Origin of the sequence: Caballeronia eucalypticola (genome assembly GCF_047608185.1) — a bacterium.
Lineage (GTDB): Bacteria > Pseudomonadota > Gammaproteobacteria > Burkholderiales > Burkholderiaceae > Caballeronia.
Genome location: NZ_JBLKRU010000017.1, coordinates 152,015 through 167,161, shown reverse-complemented (window position 1 = coordinate 167,161; position 15,147 = coordinate 152,015). Strand labels below are relative to the sequence as shown.

General features: G+C 59.8%; 12 protein-coding genes. 7 read left to right on the top strand and 5 right to left on the bottom strand.

What is annotated here, in order from left to right:
* Positions 1 to 7 precede the first annotated feature (7 nt).
* A complete protein-coding gene (locus ACMX25_RS20840; RefSeq protein WP_436231370.1) occupies positions 8 to 1,366 on the bottom strand; it encodes an IS4 family transposase in 1,359 nt (452 codons plus the stop codon).
* Positions 1,367 to 1,529: 163 nt separating this feature from the next.
* Between ACMX25_RS20840 and ACMX25_RS20835 the strand changes: the two genes are divergently transcribed.
* From ACMX25_RS20835 to ACMX25_RS20825, 3 genes are all read left to right on the top strand, one after another.
* On the top strand, positions 1,530 to 2,009 hold the full coding sequence (locus tag ACMX25_RS20835; protein WP_414951963.1) for a universal stress protein: 480 nt from the start codon (positions 1,530 to 1,532) through the stop codon (positions 2,007 to 2,009).
* A 117-nt stretch (positions 2,010 to 2,126) separates the two neighbouring features.
* Positions 2,127 to 2,867: a helix-turn-helix domain-containing protein gene (locus ACMX25_RS20830; protein ID WP_414951962.1), complete on the top strand. Its 741-nt coding sequence runs from the start codon at positions 2,127 to 2,129 to the stop codon at positions 2,865 to 2,867.
* Between the two features lie 103 nt (positions 2,868 to 2,970).
* Positions 2,971 to 4,299 carry an SUMF1/EgtB/PvdO family nonheme iron enzyme gene (locus ACMX25_RS20825; protein WP_414951961.1) on the top strand — a complete coding sequence of 443 codons (1,329 nt, stop codon included), beginning with the start codon at positions 2,971 to 2,973 and terminating at the stop codon, positions 4,297 to 4,299.
* A 273-nt stretch (positions 4,300 to 4,572) separates the two neighbouring features.
* On the opposite strand, the gene ACMX25_RS20820 is transcribed toward ACMX25_RS20825, so the two are convergent.
* Positions 4,573 to 5,562 carry a PDR/VanB family oxidoreductase gene (locus ACMX25_RS20820; RefSeq protein WP_414951960.1) on the bottom strand — a complete coding sequence of 330 codons (990 nt, stop codon included), beginning with the start codon at positions 5,560 to 5,562 and terminating at the stop codon, positions 4,573 to 4,575.
* A 66-nt stretch (positions 5,563 to 5,628) separates the two neighbouring features.
* The gene (locus ACMX25_RS20815; protein WP_414951959.1) at positions 5,629 to 7,170 is read right to left on the bottom strand and encodes a Rieske 2Fe-2S domain-containing protein; all 1,542 of its coding nucleotides are present in this window, start codon (positions 7,168 to 7,170) and stop codon (positions 5,629 to 5,631) included.
* Between the two features lie 278 nt (positions 7,171 to 7,448).
* Between ACMX25_RS20815 and ACMX25_RS20810 the strand changes: the two genes are divergently transcribed.
* Positions 7,449 to 8,141 (top strand): GntR family transcriptional regulator, encoded by a 693-nt coding sequence (locus ACMX25_RS20810; protein ID WP_414951958.1) that lies wholly within the window; start codon positions 7,449 to 7,451, stop codon positions 8,139 to 8,141.
* Between the two features lie 9 nt (positions 8,142 to 8,150).
* Here the strand turns inward: ACMX25_RS20810 and ACMX25_RS20805 are convergent, their stop codons facing one another.
* Both ACMX25_RS20805 and ACMX25_RS20800 read right to left on the bottom strand, forming a co-directional pair.
* Entirely contained in the window at positions 8,151 to 9,512 is a 1,362-nt protein-coding gene (locus ACMX25_RS20805; RefSeq protein ID WP_414951957.1) for an MFS transporter, read from the bottom strand.
* Between the two features lie 102 nt (positions 9,513 to 9,614).
* The gene (locus tag ACMX25_RS20800; RefSeq protein WP_414951956.1) at positions 9,615 to 10,466 is read right to left on the bottom strand and encodes a class II aldolase/adducin family protein; all 852 of its coding nucleotides are present in this window, start codon (positions 10,464 to 10,466) and stop codon (positions 9,615 to 9,617) included.
* A gap of 148 nt (positions 10,467 to 10,614) precedes the next feature.
* On the opposite strand from ACMX25_RS20800, the gene ACMX25_RS20795 reads away from it, so the two are divergent.
* From ACMX25_RS20795 to ACMX25_RS20785, 3 genes are read left to right on the top strand one after another with little or no spacing between them, the layout of a single operon-like run.
* Positions 10,615 to 11,532 carry a LysR substrate-binding domain-containing protein gene (locus ACMX25_RS20795; RefSeq protein ID WP_414951955.1) on the top strand — a complete coding sequence of 306 codons (918 nt, stop codon included), beginning with the start codon at positions 10,615 to 10,617 and terminating at the stop codon, positions 11,530 to 11,532.
* 60 nt (positions 11,533 to 11,592) lie between these two features.
* Positions 11,593 to 14,223 carry an aconitate hydratase AcnA gene (acnA, locus tag ACMX25_RS20790; RefSeq protein ID WP_414951954.1) on the top strand — a complete coding sequence of 877 codons (2,631 nt, stop codon included), beginning with the start codon at positions 11,593 to 11,595 and terminating at the stop codon, positions 14,221 to 14,223.
* A 4-nt stretch (positions 14,224 to 14,227) separates the two neighbouring features.
* Positions 14,228 to 15,121, top strand: a complete 894-nt coding sequence (locus ACMX25_RS20785) for a GntR family transcriptional regulator (RefSeq protein ID WP_414951953.1) — start codon at positions 14,228 to 14,230, stop codon at positions 15,119 to 15,121.
* Positions 15,122 to 15,147: the final 26 nt, after the last annotated feature.

The window sequence follows — 15,147 nt, the reverse complement described above, 5'->3', positions numbered from 1 at the left end:
CATTCCCTTATACAGAAGTGTCGTCACCATCGTCGTCGCGTAAGAGGCGCAATGTTTTTGCAGCGACATGAACTTCTCGGAGGCCGAGCCAGATGGTCTTTGCTCCGGGTTCGCCATCGCCCTTGCGGCCAAGGAAACCTCCCAGGCGCGCGATCAGTCGCAATACTTCGTTGAGCTTCGGTTGGGCCGGCGCTCGGGTTTTCGTGAGCAGGTAGGCGGAGCGAATTTCATCGGGATCGAAGAACAGGTGCGCGTCCAGATCCGGGCAGGTTCGTCCGAGCCGCATCAAATAAGCCACACGCCAAGCCACCACCAGAAACAGCGCTAACGCGCGCTCGAGCCGTTCGATCGTGCCCAACTGAAGCGCCTCGACACGGCACGCGTTCTTCAGGATGTTGAACAAGATTTCCACTTCCCAGCGCGCTCGATACCAATCGATCAGTTCGACTGCCTCCTCCACCGTGCTGGCCGTGCGATTGGTCAACAGACGCCATTCGATCGGCTTAACGCCCGCAGGAGCCTCGAACTCGCGCGCGACCAGGCACGTCGCAGCGATGCACTTGCCTTTGCCCGCGGGCAACTCCACGCGTTGCACCCACAGATGCTGGCGCACCGTGCGTGCTTTGACGCCATGGCGCGAAGCCATCGTGAAGGCGATTTGCCCGACAGCTTCCCCACGGCTCGTGCGCTCCCACAGCTTGTCTCCCTCCGGCAGGCAGCGATTATGAGCGGCTCGTACCAGCCAGTCGGCCGGCGTGCCCAGCTCCTGCGCTCGCAACATCAGCGACATCAGATCCGCTTCGCGGTCGGCCACATACACCAAACGCGTGGAGGGCAGGCTCGGCGCCATTTCGGCAATGCGCTCATAGCCCTCGATCCAGCGCACACTCTCCTTGAGTCCGCCACGCTTGCCGGATTCGTCCTTCTTCTCCCGCGCCCACATCCACGCATCCAGAATGCCCAACGGCTCGCGCTGCGGCGTAACCGCGTAGGTCGGGTGCAGATACATGCCCCGCTGGGCTTCATAGCTCAGCGGCCCGAGTCCGATCGCGCCTTGTCCATTGAAATCCAGCTCTGATGTGTCCTGCACGCAGAGCACGACACGATGGGCCTGCATGCGCTCCTGCGTCTGCTGCCAATGCGGCTCCAAAATTGCATGCCATTCGACCTTGTCGTTGTCGAAGAAGCGGTACGCCGCCATCGTCTCGCCCCAGCCCTGGCATGCCTTGGGCACGCTGGCCATCGGGTCGGCCGCCATTCTTTCCATCAAAAGCCTCGCTCGCTTGTTCAGGCGCGCATCGCCGAGCTCGAGCTGTTTGAATTCCGTCTGGGTCCAGGGCGTCGATTCGGTGACCAATGCGTCCACTCAAAAAGCAAGAGTAAACGCGATCCGCTGAAAGTTTACAAGCGCAGCGCTACGTCATTGAAAGTAAACGCGTTCTTCCGCGCACGACGCCTTGGGCTACCAGATGTGTATAACCGGATGGCTTAAGCCGTGCAATCAGGCATTTCAACCGAAGGAGAACCGTATGTTCAAACGAATCGTCGTGGCCATTGACGGCAGCCGTACCTCGCGCCGGGCATTCGAATCCGCGCTCGAACTCGCCGCCACGCATGGCGCGATACTGCAGCCTTATTACGTGGTTGAAAACGCCCCGGTCTATTACGACGTCCCGGGCTACGACCCATCCATCCTGCGCGACGAGCTCGCCGACGAAGGTGCCAAACTCGCCGACGAAGCGAACGCCGAGATGAAGCAGCGCGGCGTGCAAGGCGCCGTGGTGATTGCCGAGGGTACGTCGGTGGACGACGTCGCGGAGATGGTGCTCGCCGGCGCCGCCGCGTTCAACGCGGACCTGCTTGTGATGGGCACGCACGGCCGCAAGGGTTTCCAGCGGCTGATACTCGGCAGTGTCGCGGAAAGATGCCTGCGCCAGGCAACGCTGCCGGTGCTGCTGATTCCCGCCGCTTCCGGGACCGATGCCGCGCCTGCATCAAAGGAAGAATGAAGCTCCCGGGCGGCCGCAGAACGGGTTCTCACGCGACGTTTTGCCACCCGGAGGGCGATCGCATCGATGGGACAATTTCCTTGTTCCAGATCAAAACGAACTAAAAGCGAGCGAGCCATGCAAACCGTCCACGAGACCCCCGTTCCTCTGCCCAGCGCCCCCTCGCGCCACGCCACTCATTGCTCGAGCTGCGCGTTAAGGCACTACTGCCTGCCGCAAGGGCTCTCTTCCGACGACGTCAACAGGCTGCAAAAGGTGGTCGTCAACGCTCGGACGATCAAGCGGGGCGAAACCCTGTTTCGCGTCGGAGACACCTTCGACACGCTCTACGCCGTCCGCTCCGGCTCGATCAAAACGGTGGTATCAACCGCGAATGGCAACGGCCGCGAACAGGTCATGGGCCTTCATCTTGGTGGCGATCCACTCGGCCTCGAAGGATTCGATAATGGCCGGCACGCCTGCCACGCCATCGCCCTCGAAGACAGCTCGGTCTGTCTCGTTCCCTACGTGCATTTTGAGCGCGCCTGCCGCGAAACCAGCGCCCTTCAGCGCCGGCTGCTGCAGTTGCTGAGCCGTGAAGTCGTCCGGAAAACCGCGCAAACCCTCATTCTCGGCACGTTGCGCGCCGACGAACGGGTCGCCGCCCTGCTGCTCGATCTCTCTGCCCGGCTGAGCCATCGCGGTTATGCGGGCCACGAATTCAACCTGCGCCTGACACGCGACGACATGGGCAGTTTTCTCGGCATCACGCTGGAAACCGTCAGCCGGACGCTCTCGCGTTTTCAGGCAAAAGGCCTGATCGATGCAAAGGGCAAGCTCATCCAGATCCTTGACTTCGACGGCCTGCGCGCGATCTAGCACATCCGCCAGTTTCCGGCCCGTTTGTGACCCAAGCAGGCTTGGCATGTCCTCTGCTACGATTTATCGTTTTGCATCGGCCCGTGCCCGGAGACAAAGCGAAATGAATCGCGAACCTACCCCGCTGCATCCGCTGCTCGCCCGCCTGCGCGAAGCGCGCCAGATCACCGACGCGTTGTTCGCCATCGTCAAACGCGAATTCCTGTATGAGCGCCCGATTTCCGAGCGGCATCGGATCGTGTTCTACATCGGGCATCTGGAGGCTTTCGACCGCAATCTGTTCGATCAGCGCCTCTTCGACCTGCCCAGCCCGAATCCGGAGTTCGACCAGTTGTTTGCGTTCGGCATCGATCCCGTCGACGGCGGCCTGCCGAGCGACCAGCCTCAAGACTGGCCGTCGCTCGACACGATTCGCGCGTATGTGCAGCGAATTCGTGACGACATCGATACGCGTTTCGATTCCGTCGAAATTACAAAACGTGAAGATAAGCACGACAATTCCAGCGCGCCGGAGACCACGCCCGAGACGCTGCTGGAGGTCGCGATCGAGCACCGGCTGATGCACGCGGAAACGCTCGCGTACATGTTGCATCAGTTGCCGCTGCATCAAAAGACCGGACCTGACGTCACCGAAGACACTGCAAAACATCCGCTCGACAATACGGCGGCGCGGGAAATGGTTCACGTGCCCGCGGGCAGGACGACGCTCGGCCTGGCGCGTGACAGCGGCACGTTCGGCTGGGACAACGAGTTTGGCGAGCATAGTGTGGAGGTGCCCGCGTTCGAGATGGACCGCTACATGGTGACGAATTCGGACTGGCTGGATTTCATCGATGCCGGCGGCTACGGGCATCGCGATTACTGGCGGGACAGCGACTGGGCGTGGAAGGAGCGTGAAGGCATCGACAAGCCGGCGTTCTGGGTACGCGATGAATCGCCGGCGGATTCTTCGGGAGATTGGAAGCTGCGGACCATGTTCGCCGAGATCCCGTTGCCCGCGGACTGGCCGGTGTACGTGAGTCACGCAGAAGCCAGCGCGTATGCGAAATGGGCAGGCAAGTCGCTGCCGACTGAAGCGCAATGGCAACGTGCGTCGGAGGCGGCCCCGCATGCCCAGCAGGGCAATTTCGATTTCCGCCGATGGGAACCGTCGCCGGTGCAGGCTCACCCGGAGAATCGCAGCGCGGCGGGCGTGGTGGGGCAATTCGGCAACGGTTGGGAATGGACATCGACGACCTTCGGGCCGTTACCCGGCTTCGAGCCCTTTCCGTTCTACCTGGGTTACTCCGCGAACTTCTACGACGGCCAGCATTTCGTGCTCAAAGGCGGCTCGCCACGCACGGCGGCCTGCATGCTGAGACCGAGTTTTCGCAACTGGTTTCAAGCGCATTACCAGTACGTGTATGCGGGGTTCCGTTGCGTGCGGGCGTGACGAATATGCTTTGGCTGCAGCAGTCTGCGTGCTCGATCTGACGTTCAATGTCTGATAGGTGATTCGCGATTCATGATTTGTAAGGGCTGCCCACGGTTCAACGGCGCCCCGTTCTCTCCCTCGGACGCCGGGCACCGGCGAGGCACTGTCTCCCGAAGCGACCAGCCCGAATCGCCGAGCAGATGAAGTTCGGGCGCCCTGATAGCGACGCTGTAAAGCGGCTTGAACAGTCCCTTCGCGTTAAACCCAGGTTGCAGCATGGCTGCCTCCGGTCTAAAGATCCAGGACCAGCTCCTGGCTCAACGCCCGCGATACACAGCAAGTCAGATACTCCTGTTTCTCATCGTCACCAAGGATGCAGTCGTTGTGTTCCACCTCACCCGACAAATACCGCACCTTGCACGTACCGCATAATCCGGCCCGGCACGAGGTTTCAATCGCCACACCCGCCTCCTCCAGCGCGTCGGCAATGCTCTGGTCTGCTGACACCGGGATCTGCTGCCCGGTGCTCGCAATCTTCACGATGAACTCGCCCACGGCCGCCGCGACGGTCTCACTCACGTCCCGTTCCGGCGCCTTGAAATGTTCGAAGTGAACGGTTCCGCGCGTCCAGTGTTCAGTTGCTGCAGCGCACGCCTTCATGAAGCCGCCCGGGCCGCAGTAATACACATGCACACCGGGCGCGGTCTCCCTCAACAAGCCCCTTAAATCCAGTCCCTTGGAAGGATCGCCGTTATCGAAGTGAAATTGCAGCTTGCCACTGGCATGCAATGGCGCAAGTTCGGCCGCGAATGCCGTGCAGCTTTCGTCCTTTGCGCAATAGTGCATGTCATAGTCGATACCCACTTCTTCCAGCCGATGCGCCATCGCTTTCAACGGCGTCACGCCAATACCGCCAGCCAGCAGGATGACCTTGCTGGCATCGGCGGCAAGTTCGAAGTTATTGCGCGGATAACTGATGCGCACCTTGTCCTGCACATGCAAGGTATCGTGCAGCGTTTTCGAGCCGCCCCGGCCCGCGTCGTCGCGCAAGACCGCAATCACATAGCGATGCCGTTCGTCAGGCGAATTGCTTAGCGAGTACTGACGGACGAAACCATCGTTCAGATGGATATCGATGTGCGCGCCCGCCGTGAAAGCGGGTAACGCTTCGCCCGATGGATCGACGAACTCGTACGAGTTAATGCCTCTGCCTTCGAAGCGGATCTGGCGCACCATTAAATTGAGTGTGTCACCGTCCGCCGGTTTGTCTGAACTTGCCATTGCTTTTCCTTGCAGGTCTTCATAAGGACCGGGCAACTTGTGTTGGCCGGTCCTTCGCTGAACCGTTCAACCCTTCACCGACGCCTCGAGCGCATCGAACTTTTCACGCACAAATGCCGCTCGCTCGTCGCCCTTCAGTGTCTCGCTTTCGGTCAGGATCGCGACAATCCGCTTCGTCACATTGCGGCGATTCGCGACCTCCTGTTCGACGGTCTCGCCTTCCGGAATATCGAACACGTTGCCCGAGCAATAACTATTCGGCGCACCCGCGTTGGCGCGGAACCATTCGGCAAAGTTCTCCGCCGACGCTGCCGGGTTCGCGCCGCGTACCGCGTCGCGCAGCATCTTGCGAAACAGGAACAAGCCGGCGTCGAACTTCGTCGGATTCTCCAGCGCATGAACCGCGATCGGCCGCTGGCTGATGATGGCTTCGTAATCGCCAGGGGCATATTGAGCGTCCTTGTAGTTCTCGCGCTCACGATGGTTCGGCGGAATCGGCGGCAAGTCCTCCAGCTTGTATTTGCCGAAGCGCTCAGGACGACGCATGGCTACCTGCCCTTCAAGGAAATCGATCGACTCGTAGCCGACCAGCGATTTATCACAGATGCCGCGCGTATCGATGCCCGGGCCCATCACGCGCCAGCCGATCATCTTGCTGTTTTCATCGTCGACAGGAACGGTCCAGCGGATGATGTGGAAACGGCTGAACAGCTTCTTCTTTGAACCATCTTCCGACGTATAGGCGTGCAGGCTCAGGTTGGGCAGGACCTGATGCTGGACGCGCACGAACAGCCTGTCTTTATCGACGCGGCGAGCGCCCGCGCACGCAAGGCTCCGGCCTTGCTGCACCGGCACGAAATGCATGTCGGGCGCGACTTCCATGGACTTCGCGCCGACTTCGTCGAACGTCGTGCCCTGGTACTTGCCGTTCACCACGTTCTTGCCCGCGTGAAGCGCGGTCGGATGATAGTTGTCCGCAGCGTTGTCCTGCACCTGCAGCCAGTTGCAATGCTGGAAGTTGCTGTAGGCCACGAGTTCATCGCCGGGCGCGACGGTGAAGTCACCTTCCCATTCCGGGAACGGCGGCTCCTTGTCGGGTGGCCCCATGTATGCAAACACCAGACCATTGCACTCTACAGCCTTGTACGCGCCCTGCTGGATCGAGCACGCGTATTTCTCGGCCTCTTTTTCTTCACCGTTGGGAAATGGGACATGGAGACAGGTGCCGTCTACGTCGAAAACCATGCCGTGATAGCAGCACTTGATGCCGTGCTCCTGGATCGCGCCATATTCAAGCGATGCCCCACGATGCACGCAGTGCGCGTGCAGCACGCCCACCCGGCCGCTGCCGTCGCGAAATGCAACCAGCTCTTCGCACAGGATCTTCAGGAAACGCGGGGTATCGGTGAGTTCGGTCGACATGCAGACGGGATGCCAGAAAGCCCGCATGTATTCGCCCATTGGCGTGCCGGGTCCTGTCTCGGTCAGCTCCGGATCGTGACCCGGAACCTTGCTGGTGTAGTACCCGCCAAACGGCACGAGCTTCTTCTGCACCACGCCACCACCGGCGCTTTTCTGACCTTCTGCTTTGTCTGACTTGATATTCATGGGGATCCTCTGCTGGGTTTATCCATCTTGTCGAGCCGGCTTGTCCGTCCGTCTCGATTGTCTTGATTTTTATACGTTCGCTTTGTGCTCTAGATTCTGAACTCCGAACTCTGTATACAAAGATACGATTCGGAGTGCCGCGCTGTCTCTACAGGTAAACGCTTGGTCCTTTCCGCTTGGTCCTTTCTTTTGCGCTATCCGGTCAAGCCGTTTGACGCTGTCCCGTGCCAGCCTGTAACCTGTTGAACTCTGTATCCAAACTTTTATCGAGAGCCATCATGGTCGCCAAACTTCTGAAGCTTCAGGCACGTACCGACTATGTCGATGAAGTCTACAAAGTGCTGCTCGACGCGATTAGCGAAGGATCGCTTGCACCGGGAACCCGCATTACGCAGGAAGAAATTGCCGACCAGCTTGCGGTCTCACGGTCACCCGTCTTGCAGGCGCTGCGTCTGCTCAAGAAAGACGGACTCGTGCAGGACGCGCCGGGGCGCGGTCTTCTTGTCACCCCCCTCAATCCCACCTGGATCGCCCATCTCTACGAGATCCGCGGCGCGCTCGATTCGCTTGCCGCGAGTCTTGCGGCACAACGCGGCGCGAAGCTCGATAAAGCACTGATCACGCGAGGCCGCCGCGCGTCGAAAGGCGACGACGTGAAAGCCATGATCGACACGGACTGGGCCTTCCATTCCGCCATCTACCTTGCATCGGGCAATCCGTTGATCGCTGAGACCGCGCATCTTCACTGGGTTCATCTGCGCCGGGTAATGGGCGCCGTGCTGCAATCGTCGGCTCAACGCAAATCCATCTGGGATGAACACGCGGCGATTGCCGAGGCTATCGCCGCAGGCGACGCTCGCCGCGCCGCGGAACTCACGGACCTCCACACCAGCCGCGCCCGTAAGAACCTGGTGCGACGGCTGGGGGAGGTGCTGAGTGAAGAAGTGGAAGACGCGGCGCATCAGTCTTGAACAAGCGTCTTAAGCACGCGTCTGCAGGCCGCTTTCCATCACGCGCTCGGTGTCTTTCATCGCTTCGCGTTTGCGGCTGTTCACGAGTTTCGCGGGCACCGTGAACACGAGCACACTGCCGATGATCAGGCTCGCTGCAAGCCCGAGCACGCCGTTTCCGGTTGATCCCGTTGCGGTCTGGATCAGCCCGATGACATAAGGGCTGACCACGCCCGAGATGCTGCCTACCGAGTTGGCAACGGCGAGCCCGGCCGCTGCTGCAGCACCGCCGAGAATGGCCGGCGGAAGGACCCAGAACTGCGAGATGGTCGTCATTACACCCATCGTGCCAACGGTCAGTGCAAGCATTGCGATCGGCGTGGAATGCGCATACGAAACGCTGAAGTACAAACCTACTGCACCAACAATCCCCGGCAGCGCAAGGTGCCAGCGGCGCTCGCCGCGAGCATCCGAACTGTGGCTGACGAGCACCATGGTGATGGCTGCCGCGGCATACGGAATCGCGCTCAGCAAACCGATGTTCAACGGATCGGACACGCCGCTCGCCTTGATCAAGGTAGGCAGCCAGAAGCTCACGCCGTAGAGGCCCATCGTGAAAAAGAAGTAGATCAGGCTGAGCAGCAAGACCTTCGGATGCAGGAGACCGTCCTTCACGGAATGCAGCACATGCGCCGACCGTTCCTCGACCAATGCGCCTTCAAGGAAGGAACGCTGTGATGAGGAAAGCCATTTGGCGTCGCTGACTTTGTCGTCGAGATAAACCAGCGCGATCAACCCCAGGATTGCGGTCGGAATGCCTTCGAGCACGAAGAGCCATTGCCATCCGGCGAGCCCATGCGTGCCGCCCATGTGGTTCATGATCCAGCCGGACAGCGGACCGCCCACCACTCCCGACATGGGGATACCGGTCATGAACAGCGCCGTGACCTTGCTGCGCCGCGACGACGGGAACCAGTAGGTGAGATAGAACAGGATTGCGGGGATGAAACCCGCCTCTGCTACACCAAGCAGGAAACGCATGATGTAGAAACTGGTCGGCGAGGTGACGAACATCATGCCGGCGGAGATGATGCCCCACGTGATCATGATCCGCGCGATCCAGCGCCGCGCGCCGACCTTCAACAACAGCAGGTTGCTGGGTACTTCGAACAGCAGGTAGCCGACGAAGAACACGCCTGCACCCGCACCATAGACGGCATCGCTGAAATTAAGGTCCTTGAGCATTTGCAGCTTCGCAAATGCCACGTTGATGCGGTCCAGATACGCGCACAAATAACATAGGAACAGGAACGGCAATAGTCGCCACGTAATCTTGGAGAACGTGGACGCTTCGTCGCGTTTGCTGAATGCGGCCGGACTAGCGGGATTCATGTCTTGTCTCCTGGGGGATCGGATAAAAGCGGGACGCCGGCCTTCTCTTGATGGTGGCTGTTTCGTCCCAGCTTGATGCGGTTCGTTCAACGCATGGCGTGATCAGTCGAACATGTCGGGCTGCGTGGCGACGAGGTCATTCCAGATGGTCTGGAAATGCAGCCAGCCAATGTATTCGCTGCCCACATGCTCGCGGCTATAGCGGGCCCGGTCCGGTGTGACGAGCTTCGGCGTGATGCCGGTTGCATCAATCATCAATTGCTGCTGGCAGCACCGTTCCAGCGCGATAAACCAGAACGCCGCTGACTCTATGCTGTGACGGCTTGCCGTGAGCAGACCGTGATTCTGGTGGATGGCAGCCTTCACACCTTTGAACGCGTTCGCAACCTTGTGGCCCGCCTTCACTTCGACCGCGACCTGGCCGGCTTCATCGCCGATCACTACGTGGTCTTCGAAAAATGCAGCGGCATCCTGCGTGATCGGCTCGAGCTTCTTGCCGAGCGCGGCGAACGCCGTGCCGTACACCGTGTGCGCATGGCACATCGCCACAATGTCCTGATGCATTTCGTGAACGGCAGCATGCAGCACGAAACCCGCTCGATTGATCGCATGATTGCCTTCGACCACACGGCCTTCGTGATCCGAGCAAATCAGGTTCGACACCTTCACTTGCGAGAAGTGAATGGCCATCGGATTGGTCCAGTACAAGCCGGGGTTTTCCGGATCGCGCACAGTCAGGTGGCCGGCGAAACCGTAATCAAACCCCTGCAGTGCAAACGCCCTGCACGCGCCGACCAGACGTTCCTTCAAGTGCTGCCGCTGCGCCGCGGCATTCGCGAACGTCGGCAATTCCGGAAAGATCAGCCCTTCCTGGTCCGGCTGATAAATCGATACCTTTCCATCCTTCACCAGCTTTTCCGCTGCGTCGGAACGCGCTTCCATAACAGCCGCCATTTCGTTTATCTCCTGTAGAACAAGGGGGATTGTTTTCAGGGCTTAATGGTCGTCCGCGCGACGCTCATTGACAAACGATGACTGTTCATAGAAAGATGAACAGCATTCATGTATTAGCGAAAAACATTCCATCGGAGGCGGATCACGCATGCGACGAATACCGAATTTCGTGTTGTTGCGCGCGTTTGAAGCGGCCGCGCGACTTGAAAGCTTCACGCTCGCAGCGGAAGAATTGCACTTGTCACAATCCGCGATCAGTCATCAGGTCAAGGAACTGGAGACGTATTTCGGCTTGCCCTTATTTCATCGACGCAACCGCCGCGTCGAAACCACGGCCGAAGGCAGAAGGCTTTTCGACAGCCTCGGGCGCGTATTCGATGTGATCGAGGCCGCGTGCAGCGAGGTGGCTTTATCGCCGCAAGCGCAAGTGCTGGCAGTTCATTGCGCTCCCAGTCTTGCGGTGAAATGGCTCGGGCCGCGCTTGCCTAAATTCATGCAAGCTCATCCCGACATCACTATCCGGCTTTCATCGGGCGCGGAGCCGATTGACCTGACTCGCATGCATGAAGTCGATATCGCAATCAGTTACGGCATGGCGGTGGAACGTCCTGGCCTGCGCGTGCATCCGCTCGGCGCGGAGCGGATTGTGCCAATGTGCTCGCCCGGCATGTTGCGCGACGGCATAACGCTGGAGCAGCAGATTGTCGACTTCACGCTTATCGATTCACAACTCAGTCGCGTGACATGGCGCGACTGGTTCACGCTGAATGGACTGGCGTTCCCGAACAAGCCACGCCCTTCGTTTGATCGCGGCGCGCTGGCGATATCGGCCGCGGTCGACGGCATGGGTATCGCGCTCGAAACCACGCGTCTCGCCGAACGCGAATTCGCGCGCGGCGAATTGATCGAGTTTGGCGAAGGGCACTTCAAACCCTTCATGCGCGAGACGCACTTCCTGACGTACCGGACGAACGAACGCAACCTCGACAAGGTGAAGCTGTTCAGGCTCTGGCTCGCTGACATAGGGGGAATGACCGCGCAGTGGCAAGCCGACGCGGCGCTATAAGCGACTCTTGGAAGCAATCCATAATTGCATTTCTAGATATAAAAATGCAAAATGCAATGCATGGAAAATAATCGCGGTTTCAATTCAGAAGCGCGGCTGACGGTGGGGGCCACGTCACTTCGCTTTGTCGACTTGCCGGGCATATTCGGAGACACGCTTTACCGGTTGCCCGTCGTCCTGCGCCTGTTGCTCGAGAACGTAATTCGCAATACGAACGGCGATGAACGCCGGTTGGCGGTCGAAGGCATCGTCGAATGGCTGGAACATGGCACGAGCGAAGTCGAGATCGCTTTCCAGCCGGAACGCGTGCTGATGCATGACACGACCAGTACGCCGGCGCTAGTCGATATTGCAGCCATGCGCGACGCGCTCGCCGAAGCCGGGGCAGACCCGGGCGCGCTCAACCCCGTTCTTCCCGTCGACGCGTCGGTCGATCACTCGCTGGCGGTCGACTATTTCGCGCGGCCTGACGCGGCGCCAATGAACCTGCAGCAGGAACTTCGCCGTAACGCCGAGCGTTACCGCTTCCTGCGTTGGGCGTCGCGCGCATTGACCGGCGTGCGCATTCACCCGCCTGGCACCGGGATCATGCACACGATCAACCTGGAGCAACTGGCGACCGTCGTATCGGTCCAGGAACGCGATGGTGAACGATGGGCTGTAGCGGACAGTTTGATCGGCACGGACAGTCACACGCCCATGATTAACGGCATTGGTGTGCTTGGCTGGGGCGTAGGAGGCCTTGAGGCGCAAACCGTGATGTTCGGCATGCCGGTGATGCAGCGTATCCCGGACGTGGTGGGGGTGCGCCTGACAGGAGCACTCAAGCCCGGAGCACTTGCCACGGATCTCGCGTTGACCGTCACGCAAAGACTGCGGGAGATTGGCGTTGCCGGTGAATTCGTCGAGTTCTTTGGTCCGGGTGTCGCCACGCTCACTGCCGGCGAACGCTCTGTCATTGCAAACATGGCGCCGGAATACGGAGCCTCCACGGGCTTCTTCCCCGTCGATCAAAGCACGCTCGATTACTTGCGCTCGACTCATCGCAACGCGGCGGCAATCACACTCGTTGAAGCGTTCACCAAGCGGACCGGCCTGTGGTTCGATCCTTCTGCCGAGCCGGTTTTTACGCGCACTATCGAGATCGACCTGAGCGCGATCGGCATGCATGTGGCGGGGCCGCGGCGCCCTCAGGATCTGCTCGATTATTCGGCTACGTCGAAAGCACTCGATACGCTTGCGTTCGTGCCCAAGGCCAACGCGTTCGGCATGCCGAAGCATCCTGTTGTGATTGCCGCCATCACCAGTTGCACGAATACATCGGACCCCGCCTTGCTGATCGCCGCCGGGCTCGTGGCTAGGAAAGCGCGCAAGCTGGGCCTGACGGTGCCGAGCTGGATCAAGACCTCGCTCGGGCCTGGTTCGCCTGCAGCGGCGCTGTATCTGGAACGTGCCGGACTTATCGATGATCTCTCGGCACTGGGTTTCGATATCGTCGGTTACGGCTGCACTACGTGCATTGGCAATTCGGGCCAGCTCACCGACGAAGTGAAATCTGCGCTTGCCGCCGAGGCAATTTATCCGGTCGCCATGTTGTCGGGAAATCGAAATTTTCCTGGCCGCATTCATCCCGACCTGGATCTTGGCTTCATCATGTCGCCGCCGCTGGTAGTCGCATTTGCGCTGTCAGGCGATGCGCAAGCCGACCTAAGCCATGACGCTGTGCAGACTACCTCGGACGGCACACCGGTCTTCCTGAGCGATCTATGGCCCACCCGAGAAGAGGTCGCCAAGCTGCTCGAACAAGCAGCGGATCCGGCCGACTATCCGCGTGCGTTTGCTATCGCCAGCGAGAATCCTGCGTGGCATGAAATCAATGCACCCGCTACCGCGCAATTCCCATGGAACCCACACTCGAACGCCTTAAGGCGTCCGCCATTCGCCGCCGTAACCGAAGGCACACAGTTGGGAATGTATAGCGCCTACCCATTGCTCGTCCTTGGCGACGACATCACGACCGACCATATCTCGCCCGCCAGCGCCATACCAAAGGACAGCTTCGTCGCAGACTTTCTCGTCTCCCGAGGCGATGACCGCGATGACCTCAACGTTTTTGCATCGCGTCGCGGCAACTGGGAAGTCATGATCCGCGCGGCGTTCTATAACAAGTCGCTGGTCAACCTCCTGCAACCCGGCGCGCCGGTCGCTCATACGCTGCACGTTCCGACCGGCGACATCAAGCCGATTTATGAAGTCGCAGCGCAATATCGAGCGGATGGGGACGCCGTCGTGCTCATTGCAGGCGAACGGTACGGCACGGGTTCCTCCCGCGACTGGGCGGCGAAAGGTCAGCGGCTGCTTGGAATTCGCGCCGTGCTGGCGGTCAGTTTTGAACGAATCCACCGCTCGAACCTGATCGGCATGGGCATCTTGCCGCTACGATGGCCAGCGGGCGTCAGCCCCGTCACGCTGAACATTCAGCCGGGTGATAAGGTGGAAGTTGACGCGCCGCCCGATACGCTCGCGCCGCGTTGCAGGGTCAATGTAAAGATCGTGCGGGCAGACGCGAGCGTCGAATCATTCGTCGTTACGGCTGCTGTCGAAACGCAATTGGAAGTCGCATTACTGCGCTGTGGCGGTGTCATTCCACTGATCTTGCAAAAGACCCTGGCCGCTCAAGGCAACAAATAAAAGCATGAACGACAGATCGATAGCCGCTCAAATAGTCGAGTGGATCAGGACCGAAGCGATGGAAGTGGGCAGTCATCTGCCCGCGCAAAAAATTGCCGACCATCTTCGGCTATCACGCTCGCCGGTCAACGAAGCTTTATCGCTGCTGCACAAAAAAGGCGTGCTGAGCCGCGAGCGCAACCGCGGATTTTTCGTGGCAAACCCTGCGATTGAATGGGTGACGGAAGACGGCGATTCAATTGGTTTGAGCGGCCCGGACGTAGTCACGAGCGCGTATTTCCGTATAGCCGATGACCGGCTGAAAAGTGCGTTGCCCGACGAGGTGTCGGAGCAGATGCTCAAGACCCGGTACGGCCTGACGTCGACGCAACTCACAGCGGTTCTGGGTCGCATTGCGCAGGAAGGCTGGGCCGAGCGGAAACCCGGGTACGGATGGCAATTCTCGGCCATGCTGACGACGCCCGACAGCTTGATGAAATCGTACCGCCTGCGTCTGGCGCTCGAACCGGCTGCGCTTCTGGAACCCGGTTATTGGCTCGACCCGAAAGTGCTGGAGCGCTGCCGGGCGGCAGAACGGCATCTGCTCGACGGTGGTATCGAAACCGATACGGCAGATCAATTGCATGACCGCGGCGTCCGCTTTCACGAGTCTCTGGTCGAGGCGTCCGGCAATGCGTTTTTCATCGATACGATCAAGCGCGTGAATCGCGTGCGCCGACTGCTTTCATACAGGTCGATGCAGCATCGCGAGCGATACAAGAAACATTGCAAGCAGCATCTGCATATCCTGGCGCTGCTTGAGAAGGAACGTAACGAAGAAGCCTCCGAAGCGCTGCGCGAACATCTTCAGCATACGCTCGACGCCCTTTCACGCATCGGCAACATTCTCAAACCCTAGGTTCGGTTTGCGCCGACCGTTCATTG

Excerpts from the sequence above, each read along its gene's own strand:
- ACMX25_RS20835 (WP_414951963.1), top strand. The coding sequence starts at position 1,530 with ATGTTCAAACGAATCGTCGTGGCCATTGACGGCAGCCGTACCTCGCGC.
- ACMX25_RS20830 (WP_414951962.1), top strand. The coding sequence starts at position 2,127 with ATGCAAACCGTCCACGAGACCCCCGTTCCTCTGCCCAGCGCCCCCTCG.
- ACMX25_RS20825 (WP_414951961.1), top strand. The coding sequence starts at position 2,971 with ATGAATCGCGAACCTACCCCGCTGCATCCGCTGCTCGCCCGCCTGCGC.
- ACMX25_RS20820 (WP_414951960.1), bottom strand. The coding sequence starts at position 5,562 with ATGGCAAGTTCAGACAAACCGGCGGACGGTGACACACTCAATTTAATG.
- ACMX25_RS20815 (WP_414951959.1), bottom strand. The coding sequence starts at position 7,170 with ATGAATATCAAGTCAGACAAAGCAGAAGGTCAGAAAAGCGCCGGTGGT.
- ACMX25_RS20810 (WP_414951958.1), top strand. The coding sequence starts at position 7,449 with ATGGTCGCCAAACTTCTGAAGCTTCAGGCACGTACCGACTATGTCGAT.
- ACMX25_RS20805 (WP_414951957.1), bottom strand. The coding sequence starts at position 9,512 with ATGAATCCCGCTAGTCCGGCCGCATTCAGCAAACGCGACGAAGCGTCC.
- ACMX25_RS20800 (WP_414951956.1), bottom strand. The coding sequence starts at position 10,466 with ATGGCGGCTGTTATGGAAGCGCGTTCCGACGCAGCGGAAAAGCTGGTG.
- ACMX25_RS20795 (WP_414951955.1), top strand. The coding sequence starts at position 10,615 with ATGCGACGAATACCGAATTTCGTGTTGTTGCGCGCGTTTGAAGCGGCC.
- acnA (WP_414951954.1), top strand. The coding sequence starts at position 11,593 with ATGGAAAATAATCGCGGTTTCAATTCAGAAGCGCGGCTGACGGTGGGG.
- ACMX25_RS20785 (WP_414951953.1), top strand. The coding sequence starts at position 14,228 with ATGAACGACAGATCGATAGCCGCTCAAATAGTCGAGTGGATCAGGACC.